This is a genomic window from Kitasatospora sp. NPDC059817 (genome assembly GCF_042731835.1).
GTDB lineage: Bacteria > Actinomycetota > Actinomycetes > Streptomycetales > Streptomycetaceae > Kitasatospora.
Genome location: NZ_JBHWIR010000099.1, coordinates 11,832 through 27,701, shown reverse-complemented (window position 1 = coordinate 27,701; position 15,870 = coordinate 11,832). Strand labels below are relative to the sequence as shown.

Here is a 15,870-nt window from a genome sequence, read left to right as displayed (position 1 = left end):
CCGGCGAAGCGTCCTCGTACTGGGTCGTACTTGGACGTTTCGCCGGTGCGTCCAGGCGGGATGCCCGGCGTCGCGCGCCCGGCGGGAATTGTCAGACACGCCCTAGGGGCCCGTCGTGCGAACCCGGACCAGGTAGTCGGCCGGACCGCCCGGGGGGTTCCCGGGGATTTCCGCACCGCCCGGCACCCGTTCACCCGCCGTCCGCCCGCCCGCCATCCGCCACCCGTTCGCCGCCCGACCATCGCCCGTCCGATGCCCGTGCCGCCCGACCGCTGCCCGTCCGCGGACCCCCGGCGTAGGGTGGCCGGATGGCCGATCCCACCGTCCTGCGGGACGATCTCGACCTGCCCGTCCGGTTCGGCCCGCGCCCGCCGCGCCGGGTGGTGTCGCTGGTGCCGTCGCTGACCGAGGCGGTCGCCGCCACCGCCCCCGGGCTGCTGGTCGGCGCCACCGACTGGTGCAGCCATCCGGCCGACCTGGCGGTCACCAGGATCGGCGGCACCAAGAACCCGGACGTGCCCGGCATCCTCGCCCTCGCCCCGGACCTCGTCCTCGCCAACGACGAGGAGAACCGGCGCCCCGACCTGGACGCGCTGCGGGCGGCCGGCGTGCCGGTCTGGGTCACCGACATCCGCACCCTGGACGACGCGTTCCGCTCGCTCGACCGGCTGCTCACCGCCGCCTGCGCGCTCCCGCGCCCGGACTGGCTGGACCAGGCCGAGGCAGCGTGGGCCCCGGTCCGGCGCCCGCCGGACGGCCCGCGGGCGATCGTTCCGGTCTGGCGCCGCCCGTGGATGGTCCTGGGCCGCGACACCTTCGCCGGGGACCTGCTGCGCCGCCTCGGCCTCCGGCTCGTCCACGCCGGACACGCCGAGCGCTACCCGGCCGTTCCGCTGCCCGAACTGCTCGCCTGCCGACCCGAGTTGGTGGTCCTCCCGGACGAGCCGTACCGCTTCACGGCACAGGACGGCCCCGAGGCGTTCCCCGGCGTCCCGGCGACGCTGGTCAGCGGACGCCACCTGACCTGGTACGGACCGTCCCTGGTGACGGCGCCGACGGTCCTCGCGCACGCGTTGGACCACCCGTTCACAGGGGGCATGAACATCACATCGTAGGATGACCGCCACTCACCGGGCCCGCCGGTGACGAGTGGGGGGAACCACAGTGGCAGTGAGCGCATCCCGGAGAGCACTGGTCATGGTGTCGGCCGCAGCGGTCTCGACGGCCGTCCTGGCCGGCTGCGGCACCAAACACGCCGACAACCACCAGAACAGCGCGCCGGACACCACCGCGGTCGCCGCCACCGGGACGCCGACCGAGACACCGAGCGCGAGCCCGTCCGCGACCGCCACCCCTACGCCGACCACCTCCCCGACGGCCAGCGCCTCCCACAGCCCGAACCCGTCCGCGAGCAAGTCCAGCAAGCCCGCCCCGACCACCCCGGCCCCGACCGCCACCAGCACCAAGCCCGGCGCCCCGAGCAGCCCGCCCGCCGCGCCCGCCACGCCGCCCCCGGTCGCCAAGCCCGCCGTCGTGGCCCCCGTGCCGGTCGCCAAGCCCGGACCGGTCGCTCCCCCGCCGCCGCCCGCGCCGCCGACCCCGCACGTCCCGCCGCTGCAGAGCAGCTGCCAGCCCAGCAAGCCCCAGCCCGACGAGCCCAAGGAGGCCGTCGGCGCGGCCCTCGCCACCGCCGCCGGCCAGGCCCGCACGCTCAACCTCAGCAGCGGCGGCACCGACAAGCTCCCGCCGCTACCCGTCAACCTGGTCAAGGCGATCGCCTGGCAGGAGAGCGGCTGGCAGTCCGGCATCCTCGCCTGCGACGGCGGGATCGGCACCATGCAGATCATGCCGAACACGATCAGCTGGATGAACAGCAAGTTCGGCACCAACTCCGACGCGAAGACCCTCCCCGGGAACGTCCAGCTCGGCACCCAGCTGCTCGACTGGCTGGTCGCCTACTACGGCGACTCCTCCTTCGACGGCAAGTACGACCTCTCCCCCGACCCGGCCACCGGCAAGACGCCGCCGCTCGACCTCGTCATCTCCGCGTACAACGCCGGGGCGGGCAACGTGCACTACAACACCGTCACCGACCCGGCCACCGGCCAGGTCGTCGGCAGCCTGGTCATCCCCAACCCGGGGTACGTGGCCAACGTCAAGGCGCTGATGACCGGCCAGCCGTGGACCAAGACGGGCTGACAAACCCCGAACCCGCGCGGGACAGCGGAAGGGGGGGGGGGGGGGGGCGCGGCCCGCGCGCCCCGGCGCCGGGCGGGGGCGGGCGCGGGCCGCGGGGGACCGCGGACGGCCCCGGACGGCGACCCCGCGTCCCGGCCCCATCGCCGATGTTCCCCGCTCGTACGTCAGCCCCGCGCGGCGGTGACGGCGGCGCCCAGCGCCTCCTTGATCCGCGGCCCGAGGCGGGCGAAGCCCAGCTCCTTCATCGCCGCCCGCAGCAGTTCCTCCTCCGTACGCTCCACACCGTCACCGTCCACCCACCGGACGACGGCGAGCAGCTCGTCGGCCGAGTAGGCGGTCACGGGCCGGCCGGGCGTGAAGTCCGGCTTCTCGGGCCGCCCGGCGGCGACGGGCGCGGGCTCGACGGCGGGCGCGGACTCGACGACCTCGACCTCGACGACCTCGGCCACGGCCACGGCCACGGCCACCGACTCCGCCACAGCAGCGGGCGCCTCCTCGACGGCCTCGACCTCAGCCACCGGCTCCGCAACAGCGGCGGGCGCCTCCTCGACGACCTCGACCTCAGCCACCGGCTCCGCAACAGCGGCGGGCTCAACGACCGGCTCGGCCTCGACCACCGGCTGCACGTCCTCAATGGCCTCGGTCGCTTCGACCGACTCCACGACGACAGCGGCGGGCGCCTCCTCGACGACCTCAACCTCGACCACCGGCTCCACGACAACTGTGGGCTCAGCGATCGGCTCGACCTCAGCCACCGGCTCCACGACGACAGCGGCGGGCGCCTCCTCGACGGCCTCAACCTCAACCACCGGCTCCACGACAACTGTGGGCTCAGCGATCGGCTCGACCTCAGCCACCGGCTCGTCCGCCTCTGCCACGGGAGCCTCGACCGCGTCGACCTCGGCGACCGTCGCAGGCTCCGCAGCCGGCTCCACCTCAGCCACCGGCTCCACGACAACGGCGGGCTCAGCGATCGGCTCGACCTCAGCCGCCGGCTCGTCCGCCTCTGCCACGGGAACCACGACCGCGTCGGCCTCGGCGACCGTCTCGGGCTCCGCAGCCTCCTCGGTCGTCTCCGGCTCGACGACGGGCGCGTCCTCCAGGACCGGCGCCTCCTCCGCAAGCTCGACCTCGGCCTTGGCTTCGACAGCGGCTTCGACCTCGACCTCGACAGCGGGAACCTCGACGACGGCCTCGGCCTCCGTGGTTTCCGCGGCCTCCGCCAGGGCGGCGGTCGCGGCGGCCACCAGGTCGTCGGCGGCCGGGGACGGCGCCGGGAGGGAGACCACGACAGCGGACGGGGCTTCCTCCGTCGCCTCTTCCTCGGCTGCCTCGGCCGTCTTGACCACGGCCGCAGCCTCAGCGTCGCCCGAGTCTGCTTCCGCGTCCGCGTCCACGTCCGCGTCGGTCACCGTCTCCTCGACCGAAGCCGGAGCCGGAGCCGAAGGCGAGGCCTCGACGGCGCTGCCCTCCCCCGCGAGCCCGTCGCGCTGGCCGCCGGCCAGGGCCTGGCGGGCGGCGAACGCGGCTTCGGCGGCGCGGCGGTCGGCCCGGGAGGCGGCCAGTTCGGCGAGCAGGTCGCCGAGGCCGGCCTCCTCAAGGGTGGTGCGCAGCCCGCGGATGGTGGGCAGGCGGTAGAGCGTGCCCTCGTCGGCGGCGAGCCGCTCGACGAGGTCGACGAGCTCGGCGAAGGCCAGCCCGTCGAGGTCGTGGTCGGGGAGCATCCGGGCGAGGCCGCGCAGTCCGGTGTTGATCGCCTCGAAGGCCTGGGCGGTGCGCTCGACCAGGGCGCCGTCGGCGGGGACGACCGGCAGGGTGCCGGCGGGGGCGAGGGCGGCCCAGGCGCGGCGTTCGACCTCGGCGGAGGCGAGTGCCTCGTGCAGGTCCTCGCGGCGGATGCGGCGGTCGGTGGCGAGGGCCGTGGCCTGCTTGCGCAGGGAGCGGGCGCGCAGCCAGGAGAGCTTGACGCCGTTCTCGCGGCGCCAGGTGCCGTCGGCGGTGGCGGCGGCGAGGGCGCCGAGGTCGGCGTCGTAGGCGGCGGTGGTGAGGGTGGCGGAGGTGCGGTGGACGCGCTGGAGCATCTCGACGAGGAGTGCGGCCTTGGCGACGGTGTCGGGTTCGTCGAGCTTGGCGTCGGCGGCGAGGACGGTGACGGCGTCCCAGGTCTGGCGGAGGTCGCGGCCGCGCAGTTCGGCGAGGGCGGTGGAGGCGGCCCGGGCGTCCTCGGGGGTGGCGACGGTGTCGACGGCCGCGTACCAGGCGTGGGTGTCGGCGGTGAGGGTGAAGGCCCCGAGTTCGGCGTAGCGGCCGAGGTCCTCGCGGAGGTCGGTCTCCGCCGTGGTGGCCTTGGCGTCCTGGGGGTCCTTGACGTCTGCGGCGTCGGCGACGTCCGCCGGGTCGGCTGCGTCGGCGTTGCGCGAGTGAAGCACTGTCATGTGAGGTCCGGTTCTGGGCGACGACGGCGGGGCTGGCGGCGAGGGGGCGGCGGACCGGTTGCGCGGGGTGCCCCGGGGGCGGGGCTGGGGGGCGCGCGGGCGGGCCGCCGGTTGTGGACGCCCAGAATACGGGTGCCCGTTCGAGCCTTGCACGCACCCACCGCCCGACGGGCGGGTGTCGTGTGCCATACCCCCCGCCTGGCCGCTACCCGGGAGGGCCGCACGGGTGGTGGGGCGTTGGGCCGGACGGGTACTGGGGCCCACGGCCGTCGGGCCGGGCGGGCGGGCTCTCCGGGCGGGCCCCGGGCCGCTGCGGCCGGTCCAGCGGGACGGTGCGGAGCCGTCGGCCGAGGGGTGGGCGGTATCCGGCGCGGCCGAGGGTGGTGAGGTCGACCGGCGCGAGGTACTCGTGGAGCGCGGTGCGGTGCCACCATGCGCCGGTTTCCCGCAGTTCGCGCCAACTGGTGAACCGGTAGAGGTAGAGGGTCGCCCGGACGTGGGTCGGCGGGGTGCCGGGAAAGGGGTTGTGGCGCAGCAGGCGAAGGGTGGCGGGATCGCCGGCGAGCAGGCGGGCGATGAAGGGCAGGAACCAGGGGCGGGCGTAGGCGGGTGAGATGCCGGCGAACCACATCAGCCAGTCGAGCCGCAGGTGGTAGGGGGCGTACTGGCGCGGGAGACGGCGCACGTCGCCGGGTTTGCCCTTGAAGCCGTACTCGTGCCAGACGGTGTGCGGGGTGAGGGTCGGTTCGTCGGTGCCTTCGACGACGACCTCCTGGCGGACGCGGCTGATGCTGCCGAAGGCGCCGTAGGTGTTGACGAGGTGCAGCCGGTTGAAGGAGCGGTTCATGGCCTGGCGGCGGGAGACGAGGTTGCGGACCGGCCAGTAGCTCAGGACGGCGACGGCTGCGGTCAGGACGATCACCAACGCCTCGAACCAGACGGGCGTGGCGGGGTGGACGCGGGCGTGGACGGGCAGTCCGACGCGGGCCGGGTCGACGGCGGCGAGGGCGAGCGTGATGGTGAGCCAGTTGAGCCAGGCGAAGTTGCCCGAGGCGATCAGCCACAGCTGGGTGGCGACGACGGCGCAGGCGGCGTAGCTCGCGACCGGCTGCGGGAGGAGGAGGCCGACGGGGACGACGAGTTGGACGAAGTGGTTGGCGGCGACCTCGACGCGGTGCAGCGGGTCGGGCAGGTGGTGGAAGAACCAGCTGAGCGGTCCGGGCATGGGCTGGGTCTCGTGGTGGTAGCGCAGGCAGGTGAGGTCGCGCCAGCAGCGGTCGCCGCGCAGTTTGATCAGTCCGGCGCCGAACTCGACCCGGAAAACCAGCCAACGCATCAGCCAGAGCACCAGGGTGGGCGGGGCGGTGTCGGCGTTGCCGAGGAAGGCGGCGAGGAAGCCCGCTTCGAGCAGCAGCGACTCCCAGCCGAAGGAGTACCAGGTCTGTCCGACGTTGACGATCGAGAGGTAGAGCCCCCAGAGCACCGCCCACAGCAGGACGGACGCCCAGAGCGGGACGGCGTCACCGAGTCCGGCGGTCACGGCGGCGGCGAGCGCGGCGCCGCTCCAGGCGACGGCGGCGAAGAAGCGGTCGCTGTAGTGGAGGTGGAACAGTCCGGGCGAGTGGCGGAACGGGACCCGGGCGGTGAAGCGGGGCACCGGCAGCATGCCGTCGCTGCCGATGAGCGCGCGGAACTGTGCGGCGGCGGCGAGGAATCCGATCAGGTAGAGGCCGGCGAGCAGGCGTTGGACGAGCAGTCGGCTCAACCAGTAGTCGGGGGCGGCGAACCAGTCCATGCGGCCCATGCCTACCATCGGCGGCCGCCGGGCGGGACGCGGCCGGGGCGCGGGCGGGGACGGTTCACCCGCTCGGGCCCGCCCCCGGACGGCACCGTGGCGGGGAGCCTCTCCTCGGGGGTGAGAGGCGCCCCGCCACGGTGGTGGGTGGTGCGCGGTGGTACGGATCGACGAGCAGTGGTGCGGAGGGGGACGGCGACGCCGCACGCGGACGGCGGGTCGGCGGCTCAGCTCGGCAGGACGAGACCGGACTCCCCGGCGATGCCCGGGCGGCCGACGGGGGTGGCACCGTTCTGTTGGAGCCGGTCGACCAGCAGGGCGGCCAGCGTGCCGAGTTCCTCCTCCGTGCGGGACTGCGCGGTGACGTCCATGCCGACGGTGAGGACACCGTTGACCTGGCCGGTGCGCGCGGCCCGCAGCGGGGTGCAGGTGAAACTGAAGATCTGCTGGCCGCGCTGGGCGTCGGGGCGGCCTGACTGGATCCGGACGTCGTTGAGGACGGTGCTGCGCCCGGTGTGGTAGGCCTCGACGATGACCTGCTGGAGGCCGGCGGCGCCGAGCTGCGGGTAGGCCAGGCCGATCGCGCCGTACGCCACCGGGGCGCCGAAGGTGTCGGCGTGCTGGGCGTTGGCGTAGCGGATCTCCTGACCGGGGCCGTCGGTCAGCATGATGGGGAACGGGGAGCCGTCGAAGGCGGCGAACATCTCCTGCTGCTGGGCGAGCAGGTTGTCGCGCAGCCGGATCTCGGAGAGCAGTGCCTCGGCGAGGTGCTGGATGTCGCGCAGCCGCTCGCGCCCCCACTGCCGGGGTTCCCGGTCGAGGACGCAGACGGTGCCGATGACGGTGTTGGTGTCGTCGACGAGCGGGGCGCCGAGGTAGGCGCGCACGCCCAGTTCGTCGACGACCGGGTTTCCGGAGAACCGGGGGTAGGCGAGGATGTCGTCGAGCGCGAGGGGGGACCGCTGGGCGACGACATGCGGGCAGAAGCCGTGACTCAGCGGCATCTGACGGGTGGGAAGGTCGAAGGCGATGCCCCGATCGGCCCAGGAAGCGCCTTCGTCGACCGCGACGTCGTTCGAGTTTGGCGGAATGTAGAGCCCCCGGAACATCTGGCGCTCGTCGTTGATGAAGTTGACCATCGCGATGGGAGCGCGGGTGATGCTGGCGGCCAGGTGGGCGAAGCGGTCGAAGGCCTCGTCCGCGGACGGTTCGTTGAGACCAAGGCTGCGCAGCCTGCGGGTCCGCTCGGACTCCCCGGCGGCACCCGGGAACTGGCCTTGAGTGCTCATCACATCAGTCATGGCGCACATGTAATCAGACATCCGGGCGGTTCGGTGCTCCCGGTCCGGCTCATCACCGTTGCTGATGGACAGTCAAAGCCGCATGTGAGCGGCCGCTCAGCAGGTTGCCACGGCGGGGCAAGATCACTTCCCACTCAGAGCCATGGCAAAACTCCTCAGCGTAAGGACGGGCCGATTTCCGCCAATCCAAGATCGACTCTGGGTCAGCACAGGAGGCCCATACGACAATGAGCCCTGCCGAAGACACGGGCGGCATTCCCAACCCCGGGGAGGACGCCCCGAGTTCCGCATGCACCGATTGCAAAGGGGCAGTCGGCCGCCACCACCTCGAACCCCCACTCATTCCCGGGGAGCGGCTGGAGCGACTTCGACAGCACGGACGGAGGCACGGCACATCCACTGACAAGAGAGGACCCCAGCATGGCGATGGACTACTTCACCGACGAGCGCCACGAGAGTCTCCGAGCGGAGGTCCGGGAGTTCGCGGAGAAGGAGGTACGCCCGCACGTGGCCCGAATGGAGGCCGAACGGACCGTCGAGTTCGAACTGTCGCGGGAGATCGCCCGGCGGGGCTGGATCGGGGTGACCATTCCGCGCGAATTCGGCGGACTGGGACTGGGGCACCTCGCCAAGACCATCATCGTGGAGGAACTCGCCCGGATCAGCGGCGCCATGGGTGCGATGGCGCAGGCCTCACAGCTCGGAGTCGCCAAGGTCATCCACTTCGGCTCGGACGCCCAACGGCGCAAGTGGCTGCCGAGGTTCGCCTCCGGCGAGTCGCTGCCGACCATCGCCGTCACGGAACCGGAGTGCGGCGGCCACGTGCTCGGCATGTCCGGCACCGCCCGCCGCGAGGGCGACCAGTACGTGCTCAACGGCCGCAAGTGGTTCGTCGGCAACTCCCACATCGGCGACGTGCACGGCGTGGTCTTCCGCACCGGCGAGGGCAGCAGGGGCCTGTCCGCGTTCCTGGTCGAGAGCGAGCGCCCCGGCTTCCGCGTCGGCGAACTCGGCTCGCAGAGCGGCCTGCACGGCTTCAGCTTCGGCGAGATCGTCTTCGAGGACTGCCGCATCCCCGTCGGCAACCGGCTGGGCCTGGAGGGCCAGGGCCTGGACGTCGCCTACTCCTCCTCCACCCTCTACGGCCGGCTCAACCTCGCCGCCGTCGCGCTCGGGATCCACACCGCGATCGTCCAGGACACCGCTCGCTTCGCCGAGGAGCGGGTGCTCTACGGCAAGCCGATCAACCAACTGCCCAACATCGCGCTGAAGCTCGGCGAGATGCAGTCCAGGCTGATGACGGCCAAGTTGGCCGCCTACCACGCCTCGCACCTGCTCGACCACGGCAAGGCCTGCGACGCCGAGCTGATGAACGCCAAACTCATCAACACCGAGTACGCGCTGGACTCCGCGCGCAACGCCATGGAGATCCACGCCGCCCGGGGCCTGCAAGCCGAGTTCCGCATCGAGCGCTACCTGCGCGACGCCACCCACGTCTACCCGCCGGCCGGGACCTCGGACGTCCAGCGGCTGCGGCTCGGGCAGGTCGCCTCCGGCACCTACGGCAAGCAGTGGTCGGCGGAGCTGTCCGACCTGGCGAGCTGGGCGTGGAGCGAACTGTCCCAGCGGGAGGCCGCGGTGGAGCTGCAGGCCATCGGGGGCGGGCAGGTGGTACCGATACCGCTGGCGGGCTGAATCGGTACTGCGCGCCCTTGGAGCCGGGCACCCTTGGTGCCGGGCACCCTTGGAGCCGGGCACCCTTGGAGCCGGGCACCCTCGGAGCCGGGCACCCTCGGAGCCGGGCACCCGAACCGAGAGGGCGAACGTTCGGCACGGCGGCGACTTGACCTGTTCCTGACGACTCTCCGGGAGGTTCTCCCGGCCCCCGGAGAGCCGTCCACGCGCCGTCCACGCGCCACCCGCGACCGACGTGAGCTGCGACTTTCCGCCGGCGGACACTCCCCCCGGACTCCTCCACCATCGTCACCACCCGTCCACAGATCGTCAGTTGATGTTGCGATGAGGGCACCTGGGACTGATAGCGTTCCTGCCGTCGGCGGCCGTGCTGCACCCCCGCCCGGACGATGACACCGCGTCACCCCGTCCGGCCACCCCGGCCGCGGCGCCCTGAAGCCCCGGCCGGACCGCATACAGGCCGGTCCGCCGTTCGGCCCAGCGACTCGGCCCTGCAACAAGGAATCAGATGCCAGGCATATCGGCCCCCCGCACGGCCCACCGCGCCGGCCGGTCCGGCTCGCTCCGCAGCTCGCTCCTCGCCCTCGTACTGGTCCCCAGCCTGGGCCTCGCCGCCGCCTGGGGCTACGCCGCCTACCTGCTGCGCGGCACCGAACACCGCACCGCCCTGATCGCCGGAAGCGCCGCCGTCGCCCTGGTCCTGCTGATCAGCCTGGCCCACGGCATCCGGACCGCGCGGGCCCTGTCCGCCCGCCTCGGCGCACTGCGCACCGACACCCTCGCGCTCGCCCAGGACGAGATCCCCGAGGTCGTCGGACGGCTGCGCGCCGGGGAGCCCGTACCCACACCGCCCGCCTGGTCACCGTCCCGCCGGACCGGCGACGAGGTCCAGCAGACCTCCGACGGCCTCGCCGCCGTCCGCCAGGCCGCCGTCGCCGCCATCATCCACCAGGCCCAGGGCCGCGAGGGGACGAAGAAGGTCTTCCTCAACATCGCCCGCCGCACCCAGATCCTGATCCACCGACAGATCAGCATGCTCGACGCCCTGGAGCGCGAGCACGAGGAACCCGAGCTGCTGCGCGAACTGTTCGCGGTCGACCACCTCGCCACCCGGATGCGGCGCAACGCCGAGAACCTCGTCATCCTCGGCGGCGCCCTGCCCGCCCGGCGCTGGCGCAACGCCGTGCCCATGGTCAACGTGCTGCGCAGCGCCGTCTCCGAGACCGAGAACTACGCCCGCGTCGTCGTCCAGGGCGTGCCGCGCGCCTCACTCAGCGGACAGGCCGTCGCCGACGTCATCCACCTGATCGCCGAACTCATCGAGAACGGCACCACCTTCTCCCCGCCGTACACCCAGGTGCAGGTCTCCGCGCAGGAAGTCCCCAAGGGCCTGGCGGTCGAGGTCGAGGACCGCGGCCTCGGCATGGGCGAGGACGAGTACGAGCGGCTCAACGACTACCTGGCCAACCCGCCCGAGCTGGACGTCTCCGCCCTCGGCGACGACCTGCGCCTCGGCCTGTTCGTCGTCGCGCGGCTGGCCGCCCGGCACGACATCCAGGTCACCCTGCGGCCCTCGCCCTACGGCGGCACCCGGGCCGTGGTGCTGGTGCCGTCGGTGCTGCTGGAGCAGGCCGAACAGCCGGCCGCCATGGCCGGACTGCCGTCCGGCGCGCGGGTCACCCGGACCCCTGTCCCCGAGCCCGTGCGGGCGGCGGGCGGCAACGACCCCGGCGGTCCGGACGGGGGGCTGACCGGCGCGCTCGCCGGAGTGCTCGGCGGGCTGATCGGCACCGGGCCGGGCGCTCCGGCGCCCGGGGCCGAGCCGGGTGCGCCCGGCGGGCCCGGGGTTGGTGGTGTGGCCAGTGGCCTGGTGGTGCCTGGTGGTCCCGGGGTGCCCGGTGTTCCTGGTGCGGGTGGCAGCGGTGTGATCATCGGCGAACTGCTCGCCCAGTACCCCCTGGACGGCGGCCCGGCCGAGGGAACCGCCCCCGGCCCGGCCAACGGCGGTCTGCCGGTCGGCGCCGAGATACCCGGTCTGCCCGGGGCCGTGGTCGTCCCCCGGCCCGTCTTCCCGCGCCCGTACGAGGTCCCGTCCGACATCCCGCCCGGTGGGCCGCCGGCCGACGGCCGTGCTGCGGACGTGCCGGCCGGAACCACGGCCGGGCCCACGACCGGGCCCTTCGACGGTGCCACCGCCGAGCCTCCTGCGCCCGCGCACGGACCCGCCCAGGAGGAGCACTCGGACCACGGCCCAAACGGCGAACTGCGCACCCCGCGGGTCCTGCCGCAGCGGGTCCGCAACGCCAGCCTCGCCGAGCAGCTCCGCGAGGCCCACGCTCCCGGCGCCATGCTGCCCCCCGTGGTCGGCCCGCCGCCCCCGGCCGGGCCCTGGCACGGAGCCACCGGAGCCGCCGGACAAACCGGGGCCACCGGAGGAACCCGGGCCGCCAGGGCCGACGACCCGTCGCCACAGCGCTCCCGCACCACCATGGCCGCCATCCAGCGCGGCACCCGGACCGCCCGCGCGGCCGACCCCGACGCGCCGACCACCCCCACCGCCCCCCAGGCGCCCGCCGCGCCCCACCTCCCGGCCGCACCTTCCGCCGCCTGGGAGGCCTCCGCCGTTCAGGAAGCCAAGGAACAGCAGTGATGACGCAGCACACCGACACCCCGCGCGACCTCAACTGGCTGCTGGACCAGCTGGTGGCGCGGGTACCCGAGACCCGGCACGCCATCGTCCTCTCCGAGGACGGCCTGCTGGTCGGCATGTCCCAGGGCCTCGACCGGGCCGACGCCGAACACCTCTCCGCCGTCGCCTCCGGTCTGCAGAGCCTCGCCCGCGGCGCCGGCCACCGCTTCAACGGCGGCCGGGTCCGGCAGACCGTGGTCGAGATGGACCAGCTGTTCCTGTTCGTCACCACCGCCGGGCAGGGCGCCCGGCTCGCCGTCCTCACCAGCGAGCAGGTGGACGCCGGGCTGATGGCCTACGAGATCAACATGCTGGTCAAGCAGGTCGGCCAGTACCTCACCGCGGCACCGCGCAGCGACGCAGGCCAGGCCGGCGCGGGTGGCGGTGCGTGACCGCCGACGCCGAGGAGGCCTGGTTCTACGACAAGGACGCAGGCCATCTGGTCCGCCCCTACGCGATCACCAACGGGCGCACCGGCCCGGTCCGTGACGGATTCGCGCTGATCACCCTGGTGGTCACCTCCGACCCGCGCACCGACACCAGCCGGCTCACGCCCGAACCGGCCGCGATCCTCGACCTGTGCCGCGAACGCCCGCTGGCCGTGGCCGAGATCGCGGCCACCCTCGACCTGCCCGTCAGCGTCGTCAAGGTGCTGCTCGACGACCTCGCCGAGGCCCGGCTGATCCTCACCCGCGCCCCGGTCCAGCTCGCCGAGGCGCCGGACATCTCGCTGATCCAGGCCGTGATCGAGGGCGTCCGCCGGCTCTGACCCGGCGGACCCGACCGCCCCGCACCTCTCAGTCCCACTCCAGGAGACCCGAATTGACGACCCAGAGCCTGGTGCCGGGCGCGGTCAAGATCCTCGTCGCCGGCGGCTTCGGCGTCGGCAAGACCACCATGGTCGGCTCGGTCAGTGAGATCGAACCGCTGCAGACCGAGGAGCGGATGACCCGCGCCAGCATCGGGGTCGACAGCCTCGACGGCGTCCAGGGCAAGTCCACCACCACCGTGGCGATGGACTTCGGGCGGATCACCGTCCGCGAGGACCTGGTGCTCTACCTGTTCGGCACACCCGGCCAGTTCCGGTTCTGGTTCATGTGGGACGACCTCGCGCTCGGCGCCCTCGGAGCGATCGTCCTCGCCGACACCCGGCGGCTCGAATCCAGCTTCGCCGCCGTGGACTTCTTCGAGCAGCGCGGCATCCCGTTCGCGATCGGCGTCAACTGCTTCCACGGCCGCCGCGACGCCAGCCCCGAGGACGTCCGGCGCGCCCTCGACCTCGGCCCCGAGGTCCCGATCGTGCTCTGCGACGTGCGGGAGCGGGCGTCCAGCAAGGAGCTGCTGCTCGCCCTGCTCGACCAGGTGCACCGCAACGCCCTGTCCGCCAGGCGGCGTTGAGCGTCCGGGCCGTCCGGGCCGTGCGGGCCGCGCGGGGTCGCCGGGGCCGGCGCCGGACTTGATGTCGAGGTCGGGGTCGGGGCCGGGGTCGGGGTTCAGGCGTTGGTCGAGGTTCAGGCGTTGGTCGAGGTTCAGGCGTTGGTCGGGGTGCGGCCGGTGAGCCCGGCCGGGTCGTCGAGTCCGGAGAGGGCGTGGACCAGCGGCGCCAGCTCCGGCACCTCGGCGGCCTGCGCCAGGGTCGCCTCCAGGGTGGCGTCGTGCACCGGGCGGGCGGCCGTCAGCAGGTTGCGGCCCTCCGGCGTCAGCTCGGTGTAGATCCCGCGCCGGTCGTCGGCGCAGAGGTAGCGGCTGAGCAGCCCACGGTCCTCCAGCCTGGTCACCAGGCGGGTCGTCGCGCTGCTGCTCAGCGCCGCGGCGCGGGCCAGCTGCTGCATCCGCATGTGCCACCCGTCCTGCCGCGACAGGGCGTCCAGCACCGTGTACTCGACCACCGAGAGCCGGTGCTCCGCCTGCAGCGCCTTCTCCAGCGCCGCGTCGATCAGCCCGTGCAGCGCGGCGAGAGTCCGCCAGCCACGGGCCCGGACCTCGGCCGCGTCGTCGCGGATACCCATCGCTCGCCTTCCCTTCCACTTCCCTGCACGTCTCGTGACGTCTTCCCTGGGACAAGTATGCCAGCCGACGCGGATTAGCTGTCTATGCAAATAGTTTTCCTTATACCTCCCCTCGATGCCGGTCCATGGCGGGCTCCCCGGCCCAGGCGGCGGCGCAGAGCGCGGCGGCCAGTTCCTCCGTGTAGCAGGCGGCCGCCAGCCAGGACCCGGCGAAGGCGTCATGGTCGTCCGGGACGACCCGGCCGAACACATCGCGGCGCCGGTCGGCCGCGGCAGCCCGCAGTGCGTCCAGGAGCTCGGCGGCCGTCACCAGCCCGGCGGCGCGCAGCAGGCTCCCGTCGGCGGCCGCCGTGGCCGCGCTCGGGGCCAGGGCATGGCGCCCGGTGGTGACCGCCTGCTCGACCCGGCGGCCGAGCACGTGGACGGGCGGACCGTACGGGGCCTCGCTCGGGAGACCGGCCGGAAAGTCGGGCACGGCATCGGTGGGGGTGGCGATCTGGAGGTCGGTGGTCCGGAGGTCAACGGTCCGGAGGTCGGCGGTCTGGAGGCGTTCGAGGCCGAGATTGACCCGGTCGGCCCGGTCCGCGGGGACGGCGAGCGAGGGAAGGCCGGGGGCCTCGGGGGCCGTCGAGGGCTCCGGGGGTGTGCCGATCGCGAGCAGGCGAAGCTCCGGACGGTCCGATCGCTCCAGACGGCCGATCACCCGCAGCCGCAGGCCGGGCGTGGTGGCGAGCAGTGCGAGGTTCGCCCGGAAGGCCAGGCCCGGGTGCTCGTGCCCCGTGCACAGACCGACCACCAAGCCGCCGTCGGCGCCATCGGCACCGTCGGCACCGCCCTCGCAGCGCGCCAGCAGCCTCGGCGCCCCGCCCGGGCCGGCCGGAGCCGGGCCCAGCAGAGTCACGTCCAGGAACAGCAGGTCACTCCCGGCCGGGCGGCCCTCGTACGGCAGCGACTCCGCCGCGAGCGCCCGCGCCACCTGGACGGCCACCGGCTCGGCCCAGAGTGCGGCCACCGGCTCCGCCGTCCACGCCGCGCCCGCCGCCCGGACCGCCCGGACGGAAGCACCCGCGCCCAGCCGCCCGGCGGCGGACCGGGTGGCGCCCTGGACGGCCAGCCCGGCGCGGCTGAACTCCCGGTGGCTGAGCGGGGCCTCCCCCAGCCGGACCGTCCGGTTGCCCGCCCCGACCGCCTGCGGGGCGGCGGCCGCCGCGTCACCGTGCGGCATCACCTCGGCCACCGTGCTGAGCCGGCCCCCGGCGTCCACCGCCCAACTCACCACCCCCGCATGCGTGGCCGTCAGCACCGGCTCGGTGAACAGCCCGTACAGCCGCAAACCGCCCTCCTCGCCGTACGCCTGGCGGGCGGTGCCGCGCAGTTCGGCGACCGGGCCGGAGCCGGTGCTCAGGGCGGTGGTGAGGTCCAGCAGCTCGCGCAGACCGGCCACCAGGTCCGCCAGCCGGTGGTCCGGCGCCCCGGACCGGGCCGCGCGCACCCTCGTCACCACCGCGACCGCCGCCGCGGCCGGGCGGTACAACCCCGCCAGCCGCGCCCGGTGGGCCGCCCGCAGCAACTCGGCCTGCGCGACCGCCCCCGCGCCGCTCACTCCGGCGGCCAGCACGGCGCACCCGGCCCGGGGGGGGGGGGGGGGGGGCCCCCCCCCCCCCCCGGGGGGGGCGGCGGGGGGGGCGGCGGGGCCGGGGGGGTTCTTTTTGGCCGGGGGCGGCCGGGCGCGCGGCGGCGCCGCCGG

Annotated in this window: 12 protein-coding genes; 7 read left to right on the top strand and 5 right to left on the bottom strand. The window is 74.1% G+C overall.

Annotation, left to right across the window (positions count from 1 at the left end; genetic code table 11):
• Positions 1 to 308: 308 nt before the first annotated feature.
• Both ACFV61_RS21385 and ACFV61_RS21380 read left to right on the top strand, forming a co-directional pair.
• Complete coding sequence (locus ACFV61_RS21385) at positions 309 to 1,115, top strand: helical backbone metal receptor (RefSeq protein WP_380493327.1); 807 nt, start codon at positions 309 to 311, stop codon at positions 1,113 to 1,115.
• 82 nt (positions 1,116 to 1,197) lie between these two features.
• Positions 1,198 to 2,199 (top strand): transglycosylase SLT domain-containing protein, encoded by a 1,002-nt coding sequence (locus tag ACFV61_RS21380; RefSeq protein ID WP_380493325.1) that lies wholly within the window; start codon positions 1,198 to 1,200, stop codon positions 2,197 to 2,199.
• 164 nt (positions 2,200 to 2,363) lie between these two features.
• Here ACFV61_RS21380 and ACFV61_RS21375 read toward each other — a convergent pair whose 3' ends face one another.
• The 3 genes from ACFV61_RS21375 to ACFV61_RS21365 form a co-directional block, all read right to left on the bottom strand.
• A complete protein-coding gene (locus ACFV61_RS21375) occupies positions 2,364 to 4,634 on the bottom strand; it encodes a hypothetical protein (protein ID WP_380493323.1) in 2,271 nt (756 codons plus the stop codon).
• 205 nt (positions 4,635 to 4,839) lie between these two features.
• Positions 4,840 to 6,429, bottom strand: coding sequence for a lipase maturation factor family protein (locus ACFV61_RS21370; RefSeq protein WP_380493329.1), 1,590 nt, complete (start codon positions 6,427 to 6,429; stop codon positions 4,840 to 4,842).
• A 227-nt stretch (positions 6,430 to 6,656) separates the two neighbouring features.
• Positions 6,657 to 7,730: a GAF domain-containing protein gene (locus ACFV61_RS21365; protein ID WP_079135982.1), complete on the bottom strand. Its 1,074-nt coding sequence runs from the start codon at positions 7,728 to 7,730 to the stop codon at positions 6,657 to 6,659.
• A 426-nt stretch (positions 7,731 to 8,156) separates the two neighbouring features.
• Between ACFV61_RS21365 and ACFV61_RS21360 the strand changes: the two genes are divergently transcribed.
• The 5 genes from ACFV61_RS21360 to ACFV61_RS21340 all read left to right on the top strand — a co-directional run bounded on the left by ACFV61_RS21360 (position 8,157) and on the right by ACFV61_RS21340 (position 13,512).
• Positions 8,157 to 9,425: an acyl-CoA dehydrogenase family protein gene (locus ACFV61_RS21360; RefSeq protein WP_063351508.1), complete on the top strand. Its 1,269-nt coding sequence runs from the start codon at positions 8,157 to 8,159 to the stop codon at positions 9,423 to 9,425.
• Between the two features lie 508 nt (positions 9,426 to 9,933).
• A complete protein-coding gene (locus ACFV61_RS21355) occupies positions 9,934 to 12,075 on the top strand; it encodes an ATP-binding protein (protein WP_380493321.1) in 2,142 nt (713 codons plus the stop codon).
• On the top strand, positions 12,075 to 12,506 hold the full coding sequence (locus ACFV61_RS21350; RefSeq protein ID WP_063349859.1) for a roadblock/LC7 domain-containing protein: 432 nt from the start codon (positions 12,075 to 12,077) through the stop codon (positions 12,504 to 12,506). The genes ACFV61_RS21355 and ACFV61_RS21350 overlap by 1 nt, the downstream gene beginning before the upstream one ends.
• Entirely contained in the window at positions 12,503 to 12,883 is a 381-nt protein-coding gene (locus ACFV61_RS21345; RefSeq protein WP_063349858.1) for a DUF742 domain-containing protein, read from the top strand. The genes ACFV61_RS21350 and ACFV61_RS21345 overlap by 4 nt, the downstream gene beginning before the upstream one ends.
• Positions 12,884 to 12,936: 53 nt before the next feature.
• The gene (locus tag ACFV61_RS21340) at positions 12,937 to 13,512 is read left to right on the top strand and encodes an ATP/GTP-binding protein (protein WP_380493319.1); all 576 of its coding nucleotides are present in this window, start codon (positions 12,937 to 12,939) and stop codon (positions 13,510 to 13,512) included.
• Between the two features lie 131 nt (positions 13,513 to 13,643).
• Here ACFV61_RS21340 and ACFV61_RS21335 read toward each other — a convergent pair whose 3' ends face one another.
• Together ACFV61_RS21335 and ACFV61_RS21330 are read right to left on the bottom strand one after the other, a co-directional pair.
• Entirely contained in the window at positions 13,644 to 14,123 is a 480-nt protein-coding gene (locus ACFV61_RS21335) for a MarR family winged helix-turn-helix transcriptional regulator (protein WP_380493317.1), read from the bottom strand.
• A gap of 100 nt (positions 14,124 to 14,223) precedes the next feature.
• Positions 14,224 to 15,741, bottom strand: coding sequence for a hypothetical protein (locus ACFV61_RS21330; RefSeq protein WP_380493315.1), 1,518 nt, complete (start codon positions 15,739 to 15,741; stop codon positions 14,224 to 14,226).
• Positions 15,742 to 15,870: the final 129 nt, after the last annotated feature.